The sequence below is a fragment of the Bacteroidetes bacterium endosymbiont of Geopemphigus sp. genome (genome assembly GCF_002904345.1).
Classification (GTDB): domain Bacteria; phylum Bacteroidota; class Bacteroidia; order Flavobacteriales; family Blattabacteriaceae; genus GSPS2-BC2016.
Window position 1 is genome coordinate 23,063 of the sequence record NZ_PEIH01000003.1, and the last position, 20,508, is coordinate 43,570.

Annotated in this window: 20 protein-coding genes; 8 read left to right on the forward strand and 12 right to left on the reverse strand. The window is 37.3% G+C overall.

Annotated elements, in window-relative coordinates; genetic code table 11:
• Positions 1-1,649: 1,649 nt before the first annotated feature.
• Positions 1,650-1,847, reverse strand: a complete 198-nt coding sequence (locus CS842_RS07645; RefSeq protein WP_146037403.1) for a LysE family transporter — start codon at positions 1,845-1,847, stop codon at positions 1,650-1,652.
• 312 nt (positions 1,848-2,159) lie between these two features.
• Here CS842_RS07645 and CS842_RS06700 point away from each other — a divergent pair, with 312 nt between their 5' ends.
• The 3 genes from CS842_RS06700 to murI all read left to right on the forward strand — a co-directional run bounded on the left by CS842_RS06700 (position 2,160) and on the right by murI (position 5,516).
• The gene (locus CS842_RS06700) at positions 2,160-2,306 is read left to right on the forward strand and encodes a hypothetical protein (protein ID WP_195909791.1); all 147 of its coding nucleotides are present in this window, start codon (positions 2,160-2,162) and stop codon (positions 2,304-2,306) included.
• 1,253 nt (positions 2,307-3,559) lie between these two features.
• Positions 3,560-4,714, forward strand: coding sequence for a radical SAM family heme chaperone HemW (gene hemW / locus CS842_RS00145; protein ID WP_103326579.1), 1,155 nt, complete (start codon positions 3,560-3,562; stop codon positions 4,712-4,714).
• Positions 4,704-5,516, forward strand: a complete 813-nt coding sequence (gene murI / locus CS842_RS00150) for a glutamate racemase (protein ID WP_195909792.1) — start codon at positions 4,704-4,706, stop codon at positions 5,514-5,516. The genes hemW and murI overlap by 11 nt, the downstream gene beginning before the upstream one ends.
• A 321-nt stretch (positions 5,517-5,837) precedes the next feature.
• On the opposite strand, the gene CS842_RS06705 is transcribed toward murI, so the two are convergent.
• On the reverse strand, positions 5,838-6,002 hold the full coding sequence (locus tag CS842_RS06705) for a hypothetical protein (RefSeq protein WP_195909793.1): 165 nt from the start codon (positions 6,000-6,002) through the stop codon (positions 5,838-5,840).
• A gap of 282 nt (positions 6,003-6,284) precedes the next feature.
• On the opposite strand from CS842_RS06705, the gene CS842_RS00155 reads away from it, so the two are divergent.
• The 3 genes from CS842_RS00155 (at position 6,285) to CS842_RS00165 (ending at position 8,703) form a co-directional block, all read left to right on the forward strand.
• Positions 6,285-7,160, forward strand: a complete 876-nt coding sequence (locus tag CS842_RS00155) for a NifU family protein (protein ID WP_103326584.1) — start codon at positions 6,285-6,287, stop codon at positions 7,158-7,160.
• A gap of 665 nt (positions 7,161-7,825) precedes the next feature.
• Positions 7,826-8,302, forward strand: coding sequence for a transcription elongation factor GreA (gene greA / locus CS842_RS00160; RefSeq protein ID WP_103326587.1), 477 nt, complete (start codon positions 7,826-7,828; stop codon positions 8,300-8,302).
• 2 nt (positions 8,303-8,304) lie between these two features.
• Positions 8,305-8,703, forward strand: coding sequence for an HIT family protein (locus tag CS842_RS00165; RefSeq protein WP_103326589.1), 399 nt, complete (start codon positions 8,305-8,307; stop codon positions 8,701-8,703).
• Here the strand turns inward: CS842_RS00165 and CS842_RS00170 are convergent, their stop codons facing one another.
• From CS842_RS00170 to CS842_RS00195, 6 genes are all read right to left on the reverse strand, one after another.
• On the reverse strand, positions 8,704-9,888 hold the full coding sequence (locus CS842_RS00170) for a sensor histidine kinase (protein ID WP_103326591.1): 1,185 nt from the start codon (positions 9,886-9,888) through the stop codon (positions 8,704-8,706). It lies immediately after the preceding gene.
• A 73-nt stretch (positions 9,889-9,961) separates the two neighbouring features.
• Complete coding sequence (locus CS842_RS00175) at positions 9,962-10,744, reverse strand: type III pantothenate kinase (protein ID WP_103326593.1); 783 nt, start codon at positions 10,742-10,744, stop codon at positions 9,962-9,964.
• Positions 10,745-10,995: 251 nt separating this feature from the next.
• Positions 10,996-11,262, reverse strand: coding sequence for a hypothetical protein (locus CS842_RS00180; protein ID WP_146037404.1), 267 nt, complete (start codon positions 11,260-11,262; stop codon positions 10,996-10,998).
• 396 nt (positions 11,263-11,658) lie between these two features.
• Positions 11,659-11,865 carry a hypothetical protein gene (locus CS842_RS00185; protein ID WP_146037405.1) on the reverse strand — a complete coding sequence of 69 codons (207 nt, stop codon included), beginning with the start codon at positions 11,863-11,865 and terminating at the stop codon, positions 11,659-11,661.
• 336 nt (positions 11,866-12,201) lie between these two features.
• Positions 12,202-12,558, reverse strand: coding sequence for a hypothetical protein (locus CS842_RS00190; protein WP_103326599.1), 357 nt, complete (start codon positions 12,556-12,558; stop codon positions 12,202-12,204).
• 35 nt (positions 12,559-12,593) lie between these two features.
• Positions 12,594-12,839, reverse strand: coding sequence for a hypothetical protein (locus tag CS842_RS00195; protein WP_103326601.1), 246 nt, complete (start codon positions 12,837-12,839; stop codon positions 12,594-12,596).
• A 299-nt stretch (positions 12,840-13,138) separates the two neighbouring features.
• Between CS842_RS00195 and polA the strand changes: the two genes are divergently transcribed.
• Positions 13,139-15,964 carry a DNA polymerase I gene (gene polA / locus CS842_RS00200; RefSeq protein WP_103326603.1) on the forward strand — a complete coding sequence of 942 codons (2,826 nt, stop codon included), beginning with the start codon at positions 13,139-13,141 and terminating at the stop codon, positions 15,962-15,964.
• Between the two features lie 16 nt (positions 15,965-15,980).
• Here polA and nadD read toward each other — a convergent pair whose 3' ends face one another.
• From nadD to pyrF, 4 genes are read right to left on the reverse strand one after another with little or no spacing between them, the layout of a single operon-like run.
• The gene (nadD, locus tag CS842_RS00205) at positions 15,981-16,553 is read right to left on the reverse strand and encodes a nicotinate (nicotinamide) nucleotide adenylyltransferase (RefSeq protein WP_103326663.1); all 573 of its coding nucleotides are present in this window, start codon (positions 16,551-16,553) and stop codon (positions 15,981-15,983) included.
• Positions 16,554-16,555: 2 nt separating this feature from the next.
• Positions 16,556-17,572, reverse strand: coding sequence for an NAD-dependent epimerase/dehydratase family protein (locus CS842_RS00210; protein WP_103326605.1), 1,017 nt, complete (start codon positions 17,570-17,572; stop codon positions 16,556-16,558).
• A 3-nt stretch (positions 17,573-17,575) separates the two neighbouring features.
• Positions 17,576-18,166, reverse strand: coding sequence for a crossover junction endodeoxyribonuclease RuvC (ruvC, locus tag CS842_RS00215; protein WP_103326607.1), 591 nt, complete (start codon positions 18,164-18,166; stop codon positions 17,576-17,578).
• On the reverse strand, positions 18,147-19,526 hold the full coding sequence (gene pyrF / locus CS842_RS00220; RefSeq protein ID WP_241518386.1) for an orotidine-5'-phosphate decarboxylase: 1,380 nt from the start codon (positions 19,524-19,526) through the stop codon (positions 18,147-18,149). Before pyrF ends, ruvC begins: the two co-directional genes overlap by 20 nt.
• Positions 19,527-19,565: 39 nt before the next feature.
• Here pyrF and CS842_RS00225 point away from each other — a divergent pair, with 39 nt between their 5' ends.
• Positions 19,566-20,504 (forward strand): dihydroorotate oxidase, encoded by a 939-nt coding sequence (locus CS842_RS00225; RefSeq protein WP_103326609.1) that lies wholly within the window; start codon positions 19,566-19,568, stop codon positions 20,502-20,504.
• Positions 20,505-20,508: the final 4 nt, after the last annotated feature.

The following is a 20,508-nucleotide window of genomic DNA, read 5'->3' on the forward strand; positions in this document are numbered from 1 at the left end:
TATGCACCGAAGAAGAAAGATCCGGCATATTGTCCTAAAACACTCCCTGAGATTCACTATCATTTACAGGAATTCCGTTGATGGTCACGTTCCAGCTATTGAATTTTTGAAAATCTTTTTAGGAGATATAGATTTTGGCCGTAGGAAATCGATCTCCGATGCGCACTCCGGTAATAATAACCTCATCGAGTGGTTTTTCTATTTTAAATAGAAACTCAATTGTACTTTCTTTTTTTTCTACAAAAATTTTACGAACTTGTTCACTATAGTTGTACTTAACTGATAGTATAGTTGACCCTTATTTAAAGAATCGATAATAGATAGCCCCTGAGCGTCACCTTTTAAAACGATGTGTCCATCTACACCGACCGACGCGCCTTGCAGTGGCGTTCCATTTTGATCATTCACGCTACCCTGTAGAGGGTTTTATTCATTTAAGGATGGATTTGAGAAAAAAATAAAAGAAAATCGAAAAAAGAAGGACACATATACTCATGTTTAAAGAAATTAAACACGAATAAAAGGGTCGTTTCCGCTTATATTAATTAGCGCATAAACTCCCCCTTCCCAGGTTCTATGGGTTATAATCTCTCAGCCTGTTTTTACACGGGCTCCCTCGGAGATGTGTGCAATAGATCTTTTTATTAAATACGAAAAATATTATGTTAAAATGAAAAACCAAAGCGAAATTTCAAACCCCTTTAAAGTCAAAAAACTTAACAAAGTTGCTTGTGTTTTCTTCAAATATTTGCGCTATGTATTGGCCAAATTTTATTATACAGAACTTAGGTCTTATTATTTATCGAAAGCTTTTGAGCGCCGTTTATTTGCATATTATAGAAAATACACTGTACGAATTTTCTAAAAATATATAAACTCATAATTTTTTATTTGATCTCCGGCGCAAAAAAAAGAATGAACTTAATAAGTCTTTTTATCTAAAAATCTTTAATCCTATAGAAAAATTAATTTTTTTAAACAGAGATTTATTTCATCGACTTAGGTAAAATTTATAGCAGGGATTATTTTATATTTTACCTGATAAAAAAGCCCTCTTTCTCTGACGTATAGATGTAGTATTTCAGGGAGAAATCCTTTTGTTTTTAGCCTAAAGAACCAAGAGATTATCCCAGGATGTTTTTTTTATTTGTAGATAATGAATCGCCTTTAATCTATTAGTCTTTAAAATGTAAGTTACTAGGAATGAAAATGATTAAAAATCAATTTAATCATTTTTAAAAGCCATTTTCAAACCTAAAATTACCATTACAGTGCCGCTTACATAGTGTAGGATTTTTTACACGAGTATTTTTGCAGGCTTATTCCAAAGGTTCCGGAAAAACGGCCAATCTAAAACGGATCATAGCGTCCCTAGCAAGACTAATATTCCACTTAAATAATAAAAAGCTCCCTTGTCATGCGAACTTTAGGGATAAATGAATTGTGGCAAAAAAACATAAAGGTAATGATGGCTTTAGGGTTAAATACGTTCACTAAAATGCCTTGCCAAAAAAGGATTTGGTTTTTTTTGCTCGAGGACCTAATTTTTAAAAAATGTTTCGGACATTTTAATAAAGCGTTTAGTTCGATATATATATCAAGTAAGCTGCCCCAATATATTTAACAATTAAATAAAGGTTCTTTGAGGTTTATAAAAGACTCGAAAGACCAAAGGTCGTTAATAGACTATGAATCCATAATCCTAAAGCAACACCCAAGACAGATGATATGCCGATTTTTCCTTGTTCAATTCCCGAATTAATCACATAGACAAAGTCAGGGTCGGGTGAAATTATTAGTAGAAGCGATGAAATCAGAAAAAGTGATAAATCAGTGATATTTTCCATAGGGGATAAAAATTCTATCTTAATGGAACAAAATTAATTCATGGTATTCTATAAATAAGACATCTCACTCATAAAAATTTGTTTTTTCACTTGTCAATAATCACTAAAAAAGAGATGTTCATGAAAAAGCTTCGTAAAAATAATATTAGCATATAAAAATAATATATACTTATTAATTAGTTACTTATATGTTAAATATTAACATATATTTGACAAATTTTTTAGACAAAAAACCTAACTAACACATTGATTAAATTATATATTATTTATTAACTTAATTTCAAATTTATTATGAGGAAAAACTTCGTTTCAATGATATTTTTACTGTTATCTACTATTTCTCGTAGCGATTCTTTAGAAGGAATGTCTCAGGGCGCAAACAATTCCCCTACACAACCTTCAAAAATGGCGCTCACCACACCTTTATCTACGGTAATTATGAGGAGATCGCCGCGCTAAAAGGTTGTAAAGGATATTTATCAGACTTATTAAAAGTTTCCTTAAAAATGGGGTTTACAAAAAAGACGAACAAAACCCTTTTAATAACGGTATACCTGAATAACTCTTTTAAAAGGTTAATAGAAATACCAGAAAGTGGTGTCTGGACGAAATACTGTATATTTATCTAAAAGATGGAGATACTTTAAGTTTCATAGAAAACTTAAAATCAAATATCATAGGATCTAATAGTTTTGCAATCGGGGTGAATCGATAGATTCTTCAGTTTCTCTTAAAGAACTACGCTTAGTTAAACAACTTTCTCTCTGCATCCCTATAGGAGCATTCGGAGAAACTTTTTGAAATTTTTATTATTTCACCAAAAATTATCTTATATTCTCGCTCTTAAAGAAAGGAATGTAATACGAAAAGTCAGGAAAAGCTTTAAATATTAGTTAGGTATTTCTGTTGCTTAATATAATTTATGTTGTCAACACCTTCGTAACTTCCGGTAAAATAACTCATACTACTGAGAACGTTTTTTTGTTGGTAAGTTTCTAGCAATATCAAAACTATCACCCAGTAACAGTCGGTTTGGTACGCCATCAAAGCTATTTAAAAAATTTGACACTGGTAATTCAGGTAGGTGTTAGTTCATCAAGTAAATAAACTTGATCTTGTTTGCTCTCATCTCAACTTCTTTAAGCACAGCGCGCACAGCGACGATAGAGCGACTTCTAAATTTCTCTATCTCATCCTGATAATCTCTATTTTTCAATTATACTCCCCCATATAAAGAAGATTTTTTTTGCTCATAGTTTCCTGTTAAGCTTCTTAAATCAGAAGAAAGTTAGGTTCTATTGCAATAAATAAGATCCAAGTCAAGTGTGAACAATAGGGATGTAATTATTCAAAATGAATGTCAGGGTATCTTCCTAAAAACTTAACAATACTAATTCCTCTTAGCGCGCTTTTTGCGTTAAATTCATGAAAATTTATACTTAAAATCTAATTTTTTTTAAAATATTTTTTCTTATCAGACTTAAAATCAAAATACTCCACCAAAATATCACCTGAAGAATGGCGATAAATCGTAGAATTTATATGCCTATCAATGAGTTTTTTAAAGAATATTTTCGGATTTTTGACAGAAACCTTTCGTTTCCAATTTTTGATATTTTTAATGATTTATTGAACTTAAAAATATGCTTGTTTATCATATATTTATTCTATTGATAAGATCACCGTAATTTTGCAGACACTTCAAAAAAATCATGGCAGGCATTTATCTTCATATTCCATTTTGCAAAAAAAAATGCCATTATTGTGATTTTCATTTTTCTACGCGTTTAAACGATAGGAAAGAGATGATCGTCGCTTTGTGTCAGGAATTAGTATTAGCCCGGGAAGATTTTATCGAAGAATCTATAAAAACGCTTTATTTCGGTGGGGGTACTCCTTCATTGTTAAGTGCCCATGAGCTCAATATAATCTTAAAAACAATTTATAAAAATTATTCGATTTCCTCAGAAGCTGAAATCACCCTTGAGGCCAATCCCGATGATTTATCCATAGAAAAATTAAAGGATTTTTACGCCTTGGGAATTCGCCGTCTGAGTATAGGGGTGCAATCTTTTTTTGATGAGGATCTGTATTTTATGAATCGTTCCCATACCGCCTTAGAAGCCCTTGGTTCAATTGAGAGGGCTCAGAATGTGGGTTTTTTAAATATCAGCATGGATTTGATATACGGATCTCCTACCACTACTGATAGGATGTGGTTGAAAAATTTAGATATAGCGCTCAAAACGGGTGTTTCACATATCTCCTCCTATGCTTTGACCATTGAGCCTAAAACTATCCTTTTTAACAGGATTCGCTTGCGCAAAGCTCCTATTATTCAGGAGGAAACTCAGGCGAGGCAGTATGAGCTTTTGGTAGAATATTTGGAACATGCAGGTTTTATACACTATGAAGTCTCTAATTTTGGACGAAAGGGCTGTTTTTCCCGACACAACACGAGTTACTGGAAAGGATTGCCTTATTTAGGTATCGGTCCATCGGCCCACTCTTTTGACGGGTTTAAAAAAAGACGCTGGAATGTACGCAATAATCGACTCTATATAGATTCTATAGGGGATGGGCTTATTCCTTCTCGGAAGGAACAGCTTAGCCTCGCGGATCGCTATAACGAGTATCTCTTGAGAGGCTTGCGTACTTTATGGGGAGTGAATATACTTGAAATTAAACGAAATTGTGGTCAAAGGTACCATGACTATCTTTGTAAAGAAGCTAAAAATTTTATTCAACAGGACATCCTTAAACGTAGGAAAATGCAATTTTTGCTTTCCAAAAAATATTGGTTCTATGCAGACGGTATTACTTCCGATCTGTTTTTTACTCAAAAAACTATTGATAATGATAAATGACAGCTCTGCACCCATAGGTATTTTCGATTCAGGAGTGGGAGGACTTACTATTGCTAAAGCTATTAAAAACTATATGCCTTATGAGCGTTTGATCTATTTTGGCGATACTCTTCATTTTCCTTACGGAGACAAATCTCGCGAGATTCTTGAAAAATATTCCTTAGATATAAGTCGTTTTTTGATAAAAGAAGGCTGTAAAGCCATTGTGATCGCTTGTAACTCAGCATCGTCTAATACTTTTTTATCACTCAAGGAGGCTTTTGGAGATAAGATTCCGGTACTTAATGTTATCGACCCTGTAGTGAGTTATATTTCTGAGAAAAATTATACGAAGATCGGTCTCATCGCTACGCGAGCTACGATAAAATCTCAGGTGTACGAGAAAGTAATTAAAAACAATCGCCCTGAGGTACAGTTATGCTCCTTGGCTACTCCTTTACTAGCACCCATGGTGGAAGAGGGTTTTGTAAATGATAAAATTTCAACTGCTGTTTTAAGGTACTATTTAAACCAAGAAACGCTTTATGGTATAGAGGCTTTGTTATTAGGTTGTACCCATTATCCGATTATTTTTGAAGAAATCGATCGTTTTTATAATGGAAAAATAGATATAATACAGGCTCCGGATTTGTTGGCTAAGAAATTGCATTCTACATTGAAAGAAGAAAAATGTTTAGCAAACACAAATATCCTTACAGAGGATATTTTTTATGCCTCTGCTCTTACAGAGACTTTTAATCATAACGCTAAGTTGTTTTTTAGCAGTAAAATTTTTCTAAAAGAGCATCATTTAAAGTTTTGAGGACTATCTTATACTCTTTAGGCTCTTTTTACTGCTGAATAATTTGAATTCCTGATGGAGTTACTTTATAATCCATTTTCCCATTTGTAAAGATAAGAAAGTACGGAAAATTCTACTTTTACAAATTCGCCTGAACACTCAAAAGATAACGTATGGTAATTGTCAAAAATTACAAAACCGGTAGAGTTAAAGGTATATAGTTCATTTGGATTTCTGCCGAGTTTCGTGCCCTGGGGAAACCATTTTTCTATAAGCGCCTTTTGCTCTTGAGAACCTTGCTCCCCAAAAATTAAGCCTTTCGGTGAGGTACATTAATGATTATTAAAACAATATACTTCCGTAGCTGGCGCTATAATAATCTAATAAAGCTTTCAAAGGTTCATCCAGCTTAATTAAAGTTTCTTTATTAACTAGACCCAGTCCGTTTTTTGAGTCAATTAGTATATATTTTTTAACCACCGCTTCTTGTTCGTGTTGTTCTGCCACACCTGGATTTTTTCATGTTTTTTAATCGTTGAATATTTTTTACAAGCACTCAAAAGAAAACTTATTATCATAAACCCTATAGATAAAATCTTCTTATAAAAGAAATATGACGATGCAAGCTAAATGACAATGCAAGCTGCATTTAATAGATTTAATGTTAACTCTGAGGAGTTATTAAGCATACATAATACCACTTTGGTATATGATAACTTAAATAAATAATATTTATTGGATTACGGCATGTAAAAATGTACCTTCGCCGCCGCAACAGATCTACCTACGATGAACATACATGTGGAAAATACGCCATTACCTAATATTATAAAGTTCGTTTCTGATGAGATGCTTACTCAAGGAAGTTATGAGTTTGAGGATATAACCTCTGCCCGTGACTCTCCACTTTCAACGCAATTGCTTGAATACCATTTTGTTAAAAAAATATTTATCACTGCTAATTTTATTGCCCTAGAAAGGATAGAAAATTCTCATTGGGAATCGGATCTTATTGAGGAACTTAGAGGTATTATAGAACGCTATCTTAGTAGTGGCCATACGGCAATTCTAAGTGAGAATTCCAAAAAAGAACCTGTATCGGTATATATTGAGCTTACACCTAATCCACAAGTTATCAAATTTATAACCAATTATCCTTTGGTTTCCGAAATGCTTGAAATCAGAAATAAGAAGGATTCCTATCTATCTCCATTGGCTGAAGAGCTCTTCAGTTTCTCCTTTGTCAGGCAGTTATTTTTTATGGAAAATTATATTTCCGTTACTAAAGATAAAGATACGCCCTGGGATGACATATCTCTACAACTTAGAGATTATATCGCGAAATATCTTCAACAGGATAAGCCCGTGGTTCACGATCTGATGTTAAAAGCTCGCCTTAATCAAAAACATAACGAATCTCGCTCAGCTATAGAAGAGGAAATATTATCGATCTTAAAAGAATACGTAGAACCTATGGTAGCTCGGGACGGAGGTCATATTCAACTAATTTCTTTTGACCCTGCTCACAAAACAGCTAATATGTTGCTTCAGGGTGCCTGTAGTGATTGTCCTTCTTCTATGGTTACCCTTAAAGATGGCATAGAAAATTTATTGAAAAACATGCTGCCGGGTAAAGTAGAACATGTGCAGGCACACAACGCTTAAATTATTTTATCTTGTTATCAAGATACATGTTCCTGTTAGTGATGTATAAATATTATATTCTATTAGAGGTGTACCATGATTTATAGGATAGCCTGTAAACCACCACTTCGAACCGTCAGAGGGTGAGACGATCTTATCATTACGAACCTCAAGCAGGTAAATCCCGTTTTTATCCGGGCATTTATGTGGGGAGCGTTTCTGTCAAAGATCTTTATTGTTGTTAGATCCGAGACGATAATCAGCTCTGATATGCCTGCGCCAAATTTCATTTAATTAAATCCATCCCTTTGTATATATCATTATATAAAGGGATGGCAAAGTCAAGGTATTTATGAATTATCGATCGACCTATACACGTAGGAACGTTTCTTTGATCATCTCAACTTATTAATAAACCTAAAAACATCATTAGAAAATGAAACCTTCCTTTTATTAATGAATATTTTAATAAAAATATCATTTATCGTTATTATAAATTTATAATCACCCCCTTTATTTGTAGCAAAAAATTGAGTAAATAAAAGAGTTTAAATTCCAGGATTTCTCATTTGCGCCAGCAAAAAATCTTTTTAGTTTGTTTAAAAAAAGTATATTTGTTCAACAATCCTGAGCGGTTTAAGTACCTCGCTCTTGGGTTGTTTTTATTTATATAAAAACTCAACGCTATGGCAAAAGCCCAATACGTTACCGGAGAAGGATTGAAAAAACTTCGTGAAGAACTCGAACAATTGGAGACTTTAGAGCGTCCTAAAATATCGCGGCAAATTGCCGAGGCTAGAGATAAAGGAGATCTCTCGGAGAATGCGGAATATGATGCTGCGAAAGAAGCTCAGGGACTTATGGAAATGCGTATTGCGCGTTTGAAGGAAAAAATTATTAACGCGCGTGTCATAGACAGCTCTCAGGTGGATCATTCCAAGGTTTCAATTCTCTCCACGGTTCAGATTAAAAATATCACGCACGGCTTAGATCAATCCTATACGTTGGTACCTGAAAGCGAAGCGGATTTAAAAGCTGGAAAAATTTCTGTCAATACACCTATTGCTCAGGGATTGCTTGGAAAGAAAATTGGAGAAACCGCCAGAATTGCTTTACCAAATGGTAATGAACTGGATTTAGAGGTGCTCAAGATAGATTTTTAGCTATGGCCTCGGTATTTACTAAAATCGTTCATGGTAAGATTTCTGCTTATAAAGTAGCTGAAGATGAGTCTCATTTAGCTTTTTTAGATATTGCCCCGATTAAAAAAGGCCATGTATTAGTCATTCCAAAAAAAGAAACAGATAAAATTTTTGATCTTTCCCCTAGTGAGTTTGCTGCTTTGATGAGTTTTTCTTATCAGGTAGCTAAGGTTCTTGAGAAGGTGATTCTTGCTCATAGGGTGGGTGTGGCTGTGTTGGGTTTTGAGGTGCCTCACGCGCATATTCATCTGATACCTATAGATCAGGAATCAGATCTTGATTTTTCACGTCCAAGAATCTCCATGAGCATAGAGGAATTTAAGCAGCTGGCTTCAGCTATTCAGAGAGCTTTTAGAAGCTGACTACGCAAGATTTTTTCTAAGTGAAATTTTTATCGTTGTTCCCTTATTCCTTTCTGAGTGCATTACGAATATCTTTCCTTTGTGAGATTTTTTGATAATGCGTTTGGCCAGAGAAAGCCCTAGACCCCAGCCTCTTTTTTTTGTTGAAAAACCGGTATAGAATATTTTCTTAAATAACCAGGGCGGGATGCCGCAACCTGTATCGGTAATACTAATATCCACCGTATTTTTGTTTTCCTTAATTCTAACGCTTATATTTTCCTTTCCATAAGGACTAGTTAAGAGTTGTATCCATTTTTTTTCTATAGCGAATGCCGAATTCTTGATGAGATTGTCGATTACCCAGCTGTAAAGTATTTTGTTGATTGGAAGTAATATAGACTCGCTGCTGCTTTGAAAGTTAATTTGGATACTTTTTGAAATTCGTCCTTGTAAATATTCACAGTTTTGTCTGGTTATACTTACTATATCTTCCAAGGAAAACTCCGTTTTAGATCCCAGTTTTGAAAAACGTTCAGCGATCTGCTTGAGACGTTCGGTGTCTTTTTCTAATTCCTGAATTACTAAAGGGTCGGTATTTTCAATTTTTAGCAATTCTATCCAGGCGATAAGTGAGGTGAGTGGTGTGCCGATTTGATGAGCGGTTTCTTTGGCCATAGCCGCCCAAAGGCAGTTTTGCTCAGAGCTTTTTAATGAACATAAATACCAATAACTATAAATACTAATGAGAATCAGTATGAAAATCAATATGGCAGGATATAATTTGAGCTGTTCAAGAAAAGCAGAATGCTCGTAGTAGACATACCTGTCTCCTTCTATAGCGATGGGTTTGTAGAGCGATTGCATACGATGAAGCGTCTTTGGAAGGTTCTTTCGATTTACTTTGAAGGAGGGTATATTTCTCGATAACATCAAATTTTTATTTTTATCCACCACTACAACCGGAATGAAGTGGTTAGAAATGATGATATCAAAAACAAAAGAATGCGCCTTTGGTAACATATCCGTATCGGAGTTGATAAATAACTCCAAAGCTCTCGCATAGATTTTTACGTTTTCTTTTTCTTCCATGCGTAATTTCTCCACTAAATGCTTGGAAGTAAATATGATGATCACTACAATGAGAAAGGCAATGAAAAATCCTGCCCAGCGATTATACGATTTAGGTATAGAAAAAGCTTCCATAATGATAAAAATAAAGTCTTCGCTTATTGCGTATTACCTATCTGGTAATAGGATAGCCTTCTTTAAGAAAGGACTAATTATATTTTTTAATAGTCCCTTTACTGAATCTTGCTAAAAGAGCAAGACCTTTAAGGGTGTGAAGTTTATCGATTTGATGAATTTTTTTTGTTAAAGGCTCATACAGGTGAGCCATGCCACCTGTGGCAATGACATGACATTTTTCTCCAAGTTCTGAATTAATGCGCTCAATCAATCCCTCTACCATACTAAGATAACCATGAATCATACCACTTTGGATACAAATTTCTGTATGTAAACCTAATACATGGGCCGGCTTTTTAAGTTCTACGCCCGATAGGTTAGCTGTATCTTGTATCAGAGAACCAAGCGAGCTATTGACGCCCGGTGCTATGATGACGCCTTTGAATTGTGCATTACTATCTACACAAGTTAAGCTAAGAGCTGTTCCAAAATCTACTATAAGAGAGGTTTTATTATAGAGTTTATAGGCTGCAACGGCATTAGCGTATAAATCAGTTCCCAGCTGATGGGAATAATGTCTTACAGGTGATTCCGAGTATCTGTTCACTACCAATGGAGTAAAATTATGCATAGAGGTCAATGAATTACTTATAAAGTCCGTCAAAGCAGGCACTACAGAACCTATAACAATGGCTTTGATCTTTTTCCAGTCGATGCCATAGCGACGATAGAGACTCTCGAAAAGAATAGCGTATTCATCAGAGCTTCGAGAAGTTTTGCTGTTGATAATCCAAGAGTTTTGACACTCAAGACTCTCATCTTCAAAAACTCCAAATCGCAAGCTGGAATTTCCTATGTTAACTACCAAGAGCATAGACAATATGGATAAGGTAGCCAAATTAAGCGTTTATTAAGATCCAGACCAAATATTGTCCTTTTCATCAATATCCGCTAAACGCCTGTTTGCGTCAATGCGCAGGCTTTTGATGCGTTCTATGGAATAAGGCAGATAAAGCTCATAGTTTTTTTTGGTCCATCCCCAAGCATCCAGTGTAGTCCTTTTCAGATTCGACTGTTCAATTAGGTTTTTCTCCTCGCATCATTCGAAGAGGAATATAATAAAGTTCAGCACTCCCCGTCTTTATATTCTACAGTGAAATCAATAGGCATGGGAATCTCTTCTTTGTGTTGAAGGATCAATTTTCTTATTCTTTTGCCAATGTTTTTTTTCATCTTACAGATCTTTGGAAACTTTGTTAAAGTTGGCCTCTCCACTTTATTATGCGCGGAATTTTTTTGACGACTTGCAGATAAACTCTGAGGAGTTATTTGCTCATAAGCAGACAGAGTGTGGTTCCAAGCGTTTTTAAAAGCGTCATTGATCCTAGCCATGTATTCTGTGAGGATTTTCTCTTTATACATAGTCGTAAATTGATTATAATCGGCTATATATTTACCGGGTGACTGTTTTTTTCAGAGAGATGGAATTTAAAGTTTTAATTTCTTATCCACCTGATTAGCTGTTCAGATCGCCTCATGCAAAGAATGTCCACATCGTACGTAGGTAAGAAACATCATAGTTCCCAGCAGCGCACTACTTTAGGGTCTATTTTCTATCTTTCTGTCTTCTATTTAGATAATGAGTAAGGTGCATCATGATATTAGTAGTACCTGAAATACCATTGTGTTGACAAACGGAATGCCCCGCGCCATGCATTTTTTATGAAGTCCTGTGGTAGAATCAAAATCGGGCATATTAAATACATCGAGTCGCTTTCGCTGAACGAGTTAGTCATCTTTAATAAAGGCAGGATGATGTTGTAAATCGATGCCGGAATCGGAAGCTTCATCAGTTTTTAGGTTCTTTGGGGTAAACCTTGAGCACAAAAAGTTAGCGGAACCATCCGGTCTTTCAAAATGAAAATAACCTTTTTTTCTGTCAAAATATGAATAATTTTCATCTGCGGTATCTATCCATTGAAATTTAGGATACATCGGATTTTCATAGATTTTGATTTTGAGATTTTTGTCTTTATCGCTCATTCTGCAAAGCTAAATGAGCATTTATGGAAATATAGGGTATAAATATTCCTTGTTCAGTTGATTGAACGGGTTCTTATATTAATTTTTTAAAGATTTCTTGATCTTTTATGGTTTCTTTTTTGCATAATACCAGACGTTTATCTATTTTATTAAAAAAAAACCATTAGGTTTTTTTTTAATAACCCTTCCAATCTGGAAATTTTATTGCGCCAGGTTACAGGTTCTTCTTTAGTCTTTACTTTTAAATTATTAATAAAACTCTTTGGTATTTTTGAATCAAAAGTGGCGTCACTTTACCTTATAAAATCTTTTCCCTATGGTTTCCATGGTCTTTTTAACTTCTCGGGGAGGATTTTTCATGAGCTCTTCTGCCACCTTGCTCTCAAAGAGACGTCCGTACATATTGTTATGTAGCAGGGGATAATTTCCATTGCCAATTTCTTTTTCGGATGGGTTTTTTAATAAAGCTTCCTGCGAATTTTCTTTAGGAATTACAGGTTTTATCACCGGATCTAAGTTGTTGATCATCTCTTGCATTAGTTTCTCTTCCATAGAAGCGATAAATCGTAAACTATTTCGCTCGACCTCTTTTTTGAGCTCTGAAAGGACATTTTTTACCTCTTTTATGCTCAGACGATGCGTCATCCAATTTATTATAAAGAGCTCCTGTCCTTTACGCTCTATAAAGTTTGCTTGTCTTGTGTTGGAATTTTCTTAGCCGCCTTTAAAGCGACAGCCATCTGAATGACAACTTCCGTAGGATCTTTAGGGGTGAATTCATTACCACTCGCGTTCGGTTCTTTTTGATAGATCCTTTGCAAAATGCTTGGTAATCCGCCTACGCTTAAAGCTCTGTTTTTGGGTAGCTCATAAGATTTATCTTTAAAGATCTGAGATCTGATTGATTTCTTGTTGCAGTAAATCACGCGCCTTTATGCTTTATATTTGATGTTTTGTCGTCTTATAATCTTTTAAACGAACGCTGCTAAGAACAACCTATCCGTTTTCTTCTTTTAATAATAAAAGGTCATCGGGAAGGCTATTTTTTATAAAATATGAGGAGTATTATTTCTTAATACAGTTAATATTTCTAATATAACTAAATTATTTATCATATAAAAATATTATATTAACATAATATTATATTATAGATAAGTTTTACGAATTCGCTTAGCTTATGGTTTTCTTATAAATAAGCTAATTTCATGGTCAAGAATACAGCTTAATGAAGCTCGCAATAGACAAAAGACTTTTTTTACTCGATGCATACGCTCTGATTTTCAGGGGATACTATGCTTTTATCAAGAATCCTCGGATCAATTCTAGGGGCTTGAATACCTCAGCTATCATGGGATTCACCAACTCTCTTATCGACTTGATCATAAAAGAACGACCTACACACATGGCTGTTGTTTTTGATGTAGGTCCGGCAAGCATTCGAAAACAGAAGTATCCTCAATATAAAGCCCATAGAGAGGAAACTCCTGAGGCCATTCGCATTGCGGTTCCTTATATTCAGGATATCTTAAAGGCCTTTCGTATTCCTATTCTCTACGCTGAAGGATATGAAGCGGATGATGTTATCGGAACTCTAGCTCAAAAAGCTGAGAAAAATTCCTATACCACTTATATGGTTACCCCTGATAAAGACTTTGCGCAGCTGGTAACCGATCGTATTAAAATCTACAAGCCTGCCGCTAAAGGAAATACCGCGGAGATTATTGGTGTTCAGGAGGTTTGCCAGCGTTATGAGGTACAAACCCCCAAACAAGTGATCGATATTCTCGGAATGATGGGCGATGCGGTGGATAACATTCCGGGTTTACCCGGTGTAGGGGGGAAGACCGCTAAAAAGTTTATTCAGCAATATGGAAGTTTAGAGAATCTATTGAATCATAGCCATGAAATCAGTGGAAAACTAAAAGAGCGAGTAGAAGAAAATAAAGAATTGGGCTTGCTTTCTAAAAAGTTAGCTACCATTATTACCGACGCTCCGGTGGAATGGGATGAAGAAAAACTTCTGATAGAAGCGCCCGATAGGCAGGAAATCCAACGAATCTTTGAAGATCTGGAATTCAGAAGGCTTTTGGATCAGTTTCATCGAATTTTCTCTGAACCCTCTCTATCGAAAACCCCTGAGGTTTCCTCTTTGGAGATTTTTTCCACAGGTCAACAAACCCAACTTTTCGATCATTTTCCTCAGGAGCAGATCAAGCCCGTCATCACCCACTCGAGCTTTGCCACCCTGGATACTACCGATCATTTTTACCAGCTTATCGATACGCAAGCTGCCTGTAAAATATTGCTTGAAAAGCTTATGAAACGAAAAACGGTGGCTTTTGATACTAAAGCCACCGGATTAGATGCCCTTAATGCATTCCTTGTGGGCATGGCTTTTAGCTATGAAAAGGGAACGGGCTATTATGTGAGCTTTCCGGAAGATTTTGACCAGAGCCTTGCTCTTCTTGAAATATTCAGACCTTTTTTTGAAGACGAGCGTATTTTAAAAGTCGGCCATAATCTTAAGTATGATCTTAAGGTGCTTTATAAATATGGTTTTTATCCCAAGGGTCCTTTCTATGATACGATGATTGCCCATTATCTTCTTCGACCTGACGTGCGTCATAATATAGATGCACTCTCGGAGAATTTCCTGCAATACAAACCCATTTCCATTGAGAGGCTTATTGGTAAAAAAGGAAGAAATCAACTAAGCATGCGCGCGGTGGAATTATCGCTACAGACCGAGTACGCCGCGGAAGACGCCGATGTCACTTTTCAGCTTAAAGAAGTTTTTGATCCTGAGATTACCCGCTATAAATCTGAAAAGCTTTTTTATGAGGTGGAAATGCTCTTAATGCCTGTATTAGCTGCCATGGAAATCGAGGGCATTCGCTTAGATGAGTCCGTTTTGAGTGTGCTCTCCAAAGAGCTCGAGGAAGATTTGGCCCTTATCGAGCAAAAGATTTACCGCTTCGCCGGTGATAGTTTTAATATCAACTCGCCTAAACAGCTGGGAGAGGTTCTGTTTGAAAAACTCAAAATCGTTAACCGGCCTAAAAAAACTAAAACCGGTCAATATGCCACTTCAGAGGATGTTTTAATAAAATTAGCCCATGAGCATGCTATAGTGAACGATCTTTTAGAACACAGAGCGCTCCAGAAACTCAAATCTACCTATGTTGATGCGCTTCCTAAACAAGTTGATCGGCAAAGCAACCGTATCCACACCATTTTCGGGCAAACCATTACCGTCACCGGTCGCTTAAACTCTACCAATCCGAACCTTCAAAATATTCCCATGCGCAGCGTGCGCGGACAACAAGTGCGCAAGGCCTTTGTAGCGCGTGATGAGAATCATCTGATTTTATCGGCTGACTATTCGCAAATTGAGTTGCGTATTATCGCTGAATTGAGCGGTGATCCGAAAATGCGCAAGGCTTTCACTAATGGAGAAGATATTCACGCCTGCACAGCTTCTAAGGTATTCAATATTCCCTTAGAATCGGTCACACGCGAGCAACGCAGTCAAGCCAAGACGGTTAATTTTGGAATTATCTACGGGGTATCCGCTTTTGGTTTAAGTGAGCAAACCGGTCTTTCTCGCTCCGAGGCTAAAAAACTCATCGATGCTTATTATGACACCTATCCAGTGTTGAAAGCTTATATGTCCGAGCAAATTACTCAGGCTCGCGATCGCGGTTTTGTGGAAACCATTTTAGGGCGCCGTCGTTACCTTCCCGATATCAATTCAACTAATAGCTTGGTGCGCGGACATGCTGAGCGCGATGCCATTAACACTCCCGTACAGGGAAGCGCCGCCGATATCATCAAGCTCGCCATGATCGGTATCGATAAATGTTTTAAAGAAAATAATCTTCAGAGCAGGATGCTTTTGCAGGTGCACGATGAACTGGTGTTCGACGTGCCAAAACAGGAGATAGATACCGTTGAGCCACTCGTGCGCGCGCAGATGCAAACGGCCGTAAAAACGCGCATTCCACTTTTAGTGAAGACAGGTACGGGTTGCAACTGGCTGGAAGCCCATTGATGAAAGATGAAATAGGCTATTTTTTGTATAGATGATGACTTATAAGATACTCCCATACCCTTATGGGTACAAGTGGACGTATATTTTTGCCCTCTTTAATACAAGAGCGTATAAAGGAAGCGGAGATCCCCACAAGGGGGGCTTTTACGTAGCGGATTTTTGAACTCTTTTCCTTAAGGGGCCGAAAAGGAAGACGTGGATATACATAAGGTTTGTAGCGCTCACTCAGTATATTTGCCTCTTTCCATTTGTGGAAATCTCTCATCAAATCTTCTCCCATAATCAATCGGAAGCGTTCTTTAGGATACTTCTCCTGAAGTATATTAAGCGTATCTATGGTACAGGAAGGTCGAGGTAGCTGAAATTCAATATCGGATACCCTCATGTTTTTATAGCCTTCAATGGCGAGTTTGGTCATGGCCAGTCGATCTTGTCCCTCTAGAAGATCCGATGGATTTTTAAATGGACTCTGAGGTGATACGATGAACCAAATTTTTTGTATATCGGTATGTTCGAGTATATGGTTTGCCATGATGAGGTGTCCTATATGAAAAGGATTGAATGAACCAAAAAAAAGCCCGATTTTCATAATCATAAGAATGCTTTCTTATAACGCTCAAGATGCTCATTTAAAGCTGAATCGATCCCCATAAACTGATAACCCAAGGTTTTTCGTATTTTTTCATTAGAATAATAATTACAGCTGGTTAAGGATTCGACCATACCTGATGAAAGAGGATGGTCACGTCCGCTGAGAAAAGCCCATAATGCGTTTAATTTAGAAAAATTACGCAGATTTCTTTCGATAATCCCTCGGGGCGAGGAAAGGTTTAAGTCTTTTCGTATTTTTGTAATGATCTCTTTATGAGAGCAATTCTCATCGATAAGAATATAATTTTGGTTCATAAATTCATCCCTCATAAGTGCTATACAGCATTTGGCGAGATCTCGTGCGTCTATATAAGCACTCGATCCTGTGGGATAGAAATACCATCGTTTTTGAATCTCTCTAAAGAGGGCTCCACTGCTGCTCTCCCAAAAAGTGGAAGCCAAAATTATGCCGGGATGGACGATAACTGCCTTTAGCCCCTCTTGAATCGCCCTGTATACTTCCATTTCTCCTAAATATTTCGATTGCGCATAGGCAGAAGGTTTCGCGCGTTTTTGGAAGTCAGATTTTTCGGTGATTTGCTCATGTTTTTTTCCTTCCCCTAAAGTAGCTATGCTGCTGATATGACAAAATCTTTCCACTCCCTCTTCAAGGCAAGCGTTCACCAGAGCCGTCGTGCCTTCAACGTTGGTTCGCATGAGCGCTTTTTTTTTCTTTCTGTTAAAATCGACCATTCCAGCTGCGTGGTATACCTCACAAACCCCCTTGAGCGCCTCATCTAGGGCTGGAATATCTAGTAAATCCGCCTCCGCCCATTCTATTTTTTTAAACAGAGCCTCTGAGTTTTCAGGCTCATAATAGCGCAATAGACACTGGATATTTTCAAATATGCTGCCTTTCCTTTTCAGCGCGCGAACTTCTTGAGTTCCTTGCAAAAGATATAATAATAAATGACTGCCTAATAAGCCTGTAGCACCAGTTACCAAGATTTTTTTCATACATTATCCACTAAGGCGTTCAGTATTTTCCTTAACAAAAGAAGTCCATCCCTGATAAGAGGATCTTTTCATACCTTTTACCATGCTTTTGTTCAAATGATGACAAACCGCCGCGGCAAGTCCGTCGCTGGCGTCTAGATGTATAGAAGGTTCCTTTTGCAAGCTTAAAAGATGTCTTAACATCCCCGCTACTTGCTCTTTCGAGGCGTTTCCATTTCCTGTGATGGACATTTTAATTTTTCGAGCTGAATACTCGGTAATGGGTATTTCTCTGTGAAGACCTGCCGCCATGGTTACCCCTTGCGCGCGTCCGAGTTTAAGCATGGATTGCACGTTCTTGCCAAGAAAAGGCGCTTCTATAGCTAACTCATCGGGCAGGAACTCATCGATAAGTGAGAGGGTTTTTTTAAAGATTTTCTTTAACCTGAGGTTATGACCGGAAGTTTTCTCTAAAAGTAGCTCATCCATTCCTATAAATTCCATATCGGATCTCTTGCTTTTGATCAGACCGAAACCCATAATTCTTGTGCCCGGGTCTACTCCCAATATGATATGCTCTTGGGCATCGAGTTCTTTAATTAAGAGATTCTTCATAAGCAATCCAGCTGTGTTTGCGATAAGCTTTGGCTGATGCTACCGGATCATTCCCTTGGTATACGCCTCTGCCGACTATAATAAAATCAGTATGTTGTTCATTAAAAGCACGTTGAGGGGTTAAATATTTCTGACCCTTACCATCGCTTATATCCTCAAGATGTACGCCTGGGGTAAAAAGCAATAAATCCTCAGGGATCCTTTGCTGACATACCGAACCGATGATTTGAGGATGCTTCCGTGATATATTTAATACTTTTTTAGTATAGTTAGCGTCCATTAACTGGCCCTCTGAAGACATTTTAGCAATGGAAATCAAACCCGAAGAGGATTTTTCAAAGGCGCTAAGGCTTTTGCTTCCGGCTATGAGGTGCACTGTGACCATATCGGCCCAGTGGGCTATGCGAAAGATCCCTTTATAAAATTGCAAAGCCGTGCTATTTCTAATATCACCGAATTTGCGATCTTCTATTAAGAGGAAATGGTTTTTTTGTGCGATTGTTTTGAGCTCGCCGATAAATTCTGCTGAAAAATCTTCGATGATATCCGCGTGAAGTTTAAGTGCGCATAGATGCGAACCGGTGGAGCTTGCCAGTTGTAAAATAGACTGACTTTTAGTTAAGTCTGCCGAGAGTATAAGATTGCTTTTTTTCTTCAGCGCGATATCAAGAAGTTTTCTTCCTGTGGGATGGGTGATTTTTTCTCGTTTCTTTTCGTAAGATATCCTTTGCAGATTTTGCATCTGTAGGGTCTCTTTAAGAAAAGCGCGAACATCCTCTAAAGTTTGTGATTCGAGTAGTTTTTTCTCATCGAGTAAATCCAATACTTCATGAATGTGAAATAAGGCTTGTATGTGATAACCTTTATCGCACAATCGTTCCATGCCTCCCTGCTCTCTGTCGAGCACCACGAGAATGGTGCTTACCTGAATTTCTTCTTTTTCAAGGCTCTCTATGGTCTCGAGCAGACTCTCGCCGCTGGTAATCACATCTTCAATGAGCAGGCAGCTCTGGCCTTTGTCATATAAACCTTCGATAAGGCGTTGAGTGCCATAATCTTTGTTTTCTTTTCTTTTGATGATCATCGGAATATCGCTCTCCAGAGACAGGGCTGTGGCCATGGGAAGGGCGGCGTAAGGCACGCCGCAGATGAGATCGGTGGGCTTCTTTCGGGCTTCTTTTTGAAGAATTTTGGCGAGTTTTTTCAGGAGTTCCGGACTCGAAGCGATAGGGCGGAAATCTATATAAAAAGGCGATTTAAGAGAACTTTTAAGGGTAAAATCGCCAAATTTTATGATCCCTAATTGATATAATTCCAGAAAGAAAGAATTTTTCTCCAGCACGCCTCTAATTTTTGACAAAGGTAAAATTTTATACTTTCGAAGCTCGAAAAAACCTATATGACGCAGGCTGATCTTTCTACTCACTGGGCGGGTGTTTCTTTATCATCCTGTATAGTAAACGCCTCGGGAGCCTGGTGTAGTACCTTTGCAGAGCTTATGGATTTAACAGAGAGTACATCGGGGGCTGTGCTTACCAAAAGCGCCACCTTATACCCAAGGAAGGGAAATTTAGAGCCGCGTTATTTTCAGTGGACGTATGGTAGCATTAATTCTATGGGTCTTCCGAATTTAGGCATAGATTTTTATCTGGATTTTATACGATCACAGGGCGCTAAAAAACCCATTTTTCTTTCGCTCGCGGCCATGAACCCTGAGGAACTTTCCAAGTTGTTACAACGTCTCAGAAAACTTGATTTTCCAGTGGTGACCGAGCTGAATCTTTCTTGTCCTAACCTCATCGGGAAACCTCAATTGGCCTATGATTTTTCCTGTGTAGAGGAAATTTTAAAGAAGGTTTTTGACTTTTATGAGTTTCCTCTTGGGGTTAAGCTTCCTCCGTATTTCGATACGATACATTTTGAAGAAATGGCGGAGCTTTTAAATTGCTTTCCTCTAAAATTCGTCACCTGCATTAACAGTCCAGGAAACGCGCTTTTTGTAGATCCTCAAACCGAGTCTGTGGTGATCAAACCAAAAGAAGGTTTTGGAGGAATAGGGGGTCCTTGTATTAAGCCTATCGCATTGGCTAATGTGAACAAGTTTTTTAAGCTGCTCAAATCCGATATACAGTTGATCGGTTGCGGAGGCGTGAGCTCAGGTCAGGATATTTTCGAGCATATCCTCTGCGGCGCTTCCTTGGTACAGGTAGGTACCCAGCTGATGAAAGAAGGTCCCGGGGTCTTTGAAAGATTGCAAGAGGAATTATGCGTAATATTAGATCGAAAATCATATACTTCCATAGAAGAGTTCAGGGGAAAGCTAAAATCTCTTGGGTGATCTT

Excerpts from the sequence above, each read along its gene's own strand:
- CS842_RS06700 (WP_195909791.1), top strand. The coding sequence starts at position 2,160 with ATGATATTTTTACTGTTATCTACTATTTCTCGTAGCGATTCTTTAGAA.
- hemW (WP_103326579.1), top strand. The coding sequence starts at position 3,560 with ATGGCAGGCATTTATCTTCATATTCCATTTTGCAAAAAAAAATGCCAT.
- CS842_RS00185 (WP_146037405.1), bottom strand. The coding sequence starts at position 11,865 with ATGTATCCTAAATTTCAATGGATAGATACCGCAGATGAAAATTATTCA.
- CS842_RS07645 (WP_146037403.1), bottom strand. The coding sequence starts at position 1,847 with ATGGAAAATATCACTGATTTATCACTTTTTCTGATTTCATCGCTTCTA.
- greA (WP_103326587.1), top strand. The coding sequence starts at position 7,826 with ATGGCAAAAGCCCAATACGTTACCGGAGAAGGATTGAAAAAACTTCGT.
- CS842_RS00165 (WP_103326589.1), top strand. The coding sequence starts at position 8,305 with ATGGCCTCGGTATTTACTAAAATCGTTCATGGTAAGATTTCTGCTTAT.
- murI (WP_195909792.1), top strand. The coding sequence starts at position 4,704 with ATGATAAATGACAGCTCTGCACCCATAGGTATTTTCGATTCAGGAGTG.
- polA (WP_103326603.1), top strand. The coding sequence starts at position 13,139 with ATGAAGCTCGCAATAGACAAAAGACTTTTTTTACTCGATGCATACGCT.
- CS842_RS00225 (WP_103326609.1), top strand. The coding sequence starts at position 19,566 with ATGACGCAGGCTGATCTTTCTACTCACTGGGCGGGTGTTTCTTTATCA.
- CS842_RS00210 (WP_103326605.1), bottom strand. The coding sequence starts at position 17,572 with ATGAAAAAAATCTTGGTAACTGGTGCTACAGGCTTATTAGGCAGTCAT.
- nadD (WP_103326663.1), bottom strand. The coding sequence starts at position 16,553 with ATGAAAATCGGGCTTTTTTTTGGTTCATTCAATCCTTTTCATATAGGA.
- CS842_RS00180 (WP_146037404.1), bottom strand. The coding sequence starts at position 11,262 with ATGGCTAGGATCAATGACGCTTTTAAAAACGCTTGGAACCACACTCTG.
- CS842_RS00175 (WP_103326593.1), bottom strand. The coding sequence starts at position 10,744 with ATGCTCTTGGTAGTTAACATAGGAAATTCCAGCTTGCGATTTGGAGTT.
- CS842_RS00155 (WP_103326584.1), top strand. The coding sequence starts at position 6,285 with ATGAACATACATGTGGAAAATACGCCATTACCTAATATTATAAAGTTC.
- CS842_RS00190 (WP_103326599.1), bottom strand. The coding sequence starts at position 12,558 with ATGACGCATCGTCTGAGCATAAAAGAGGTAAAAAATGTCCTTTCAGAG.
- ruvC (WP_103326607.1), bottom strand. The coding sequence starts at position 18,166 with ATGAAGAATCTCTTAATTAAAGAACTCGATGCCCAAGAGCATATCATA.
- CS842_RS00170 (WP_103326591.1), bottom strand. The coding sequence starts at position 9,888 with ATGGAAGCTTTTTCTATACCTAAATCGTATAATCGCTGGGCAGGATTT.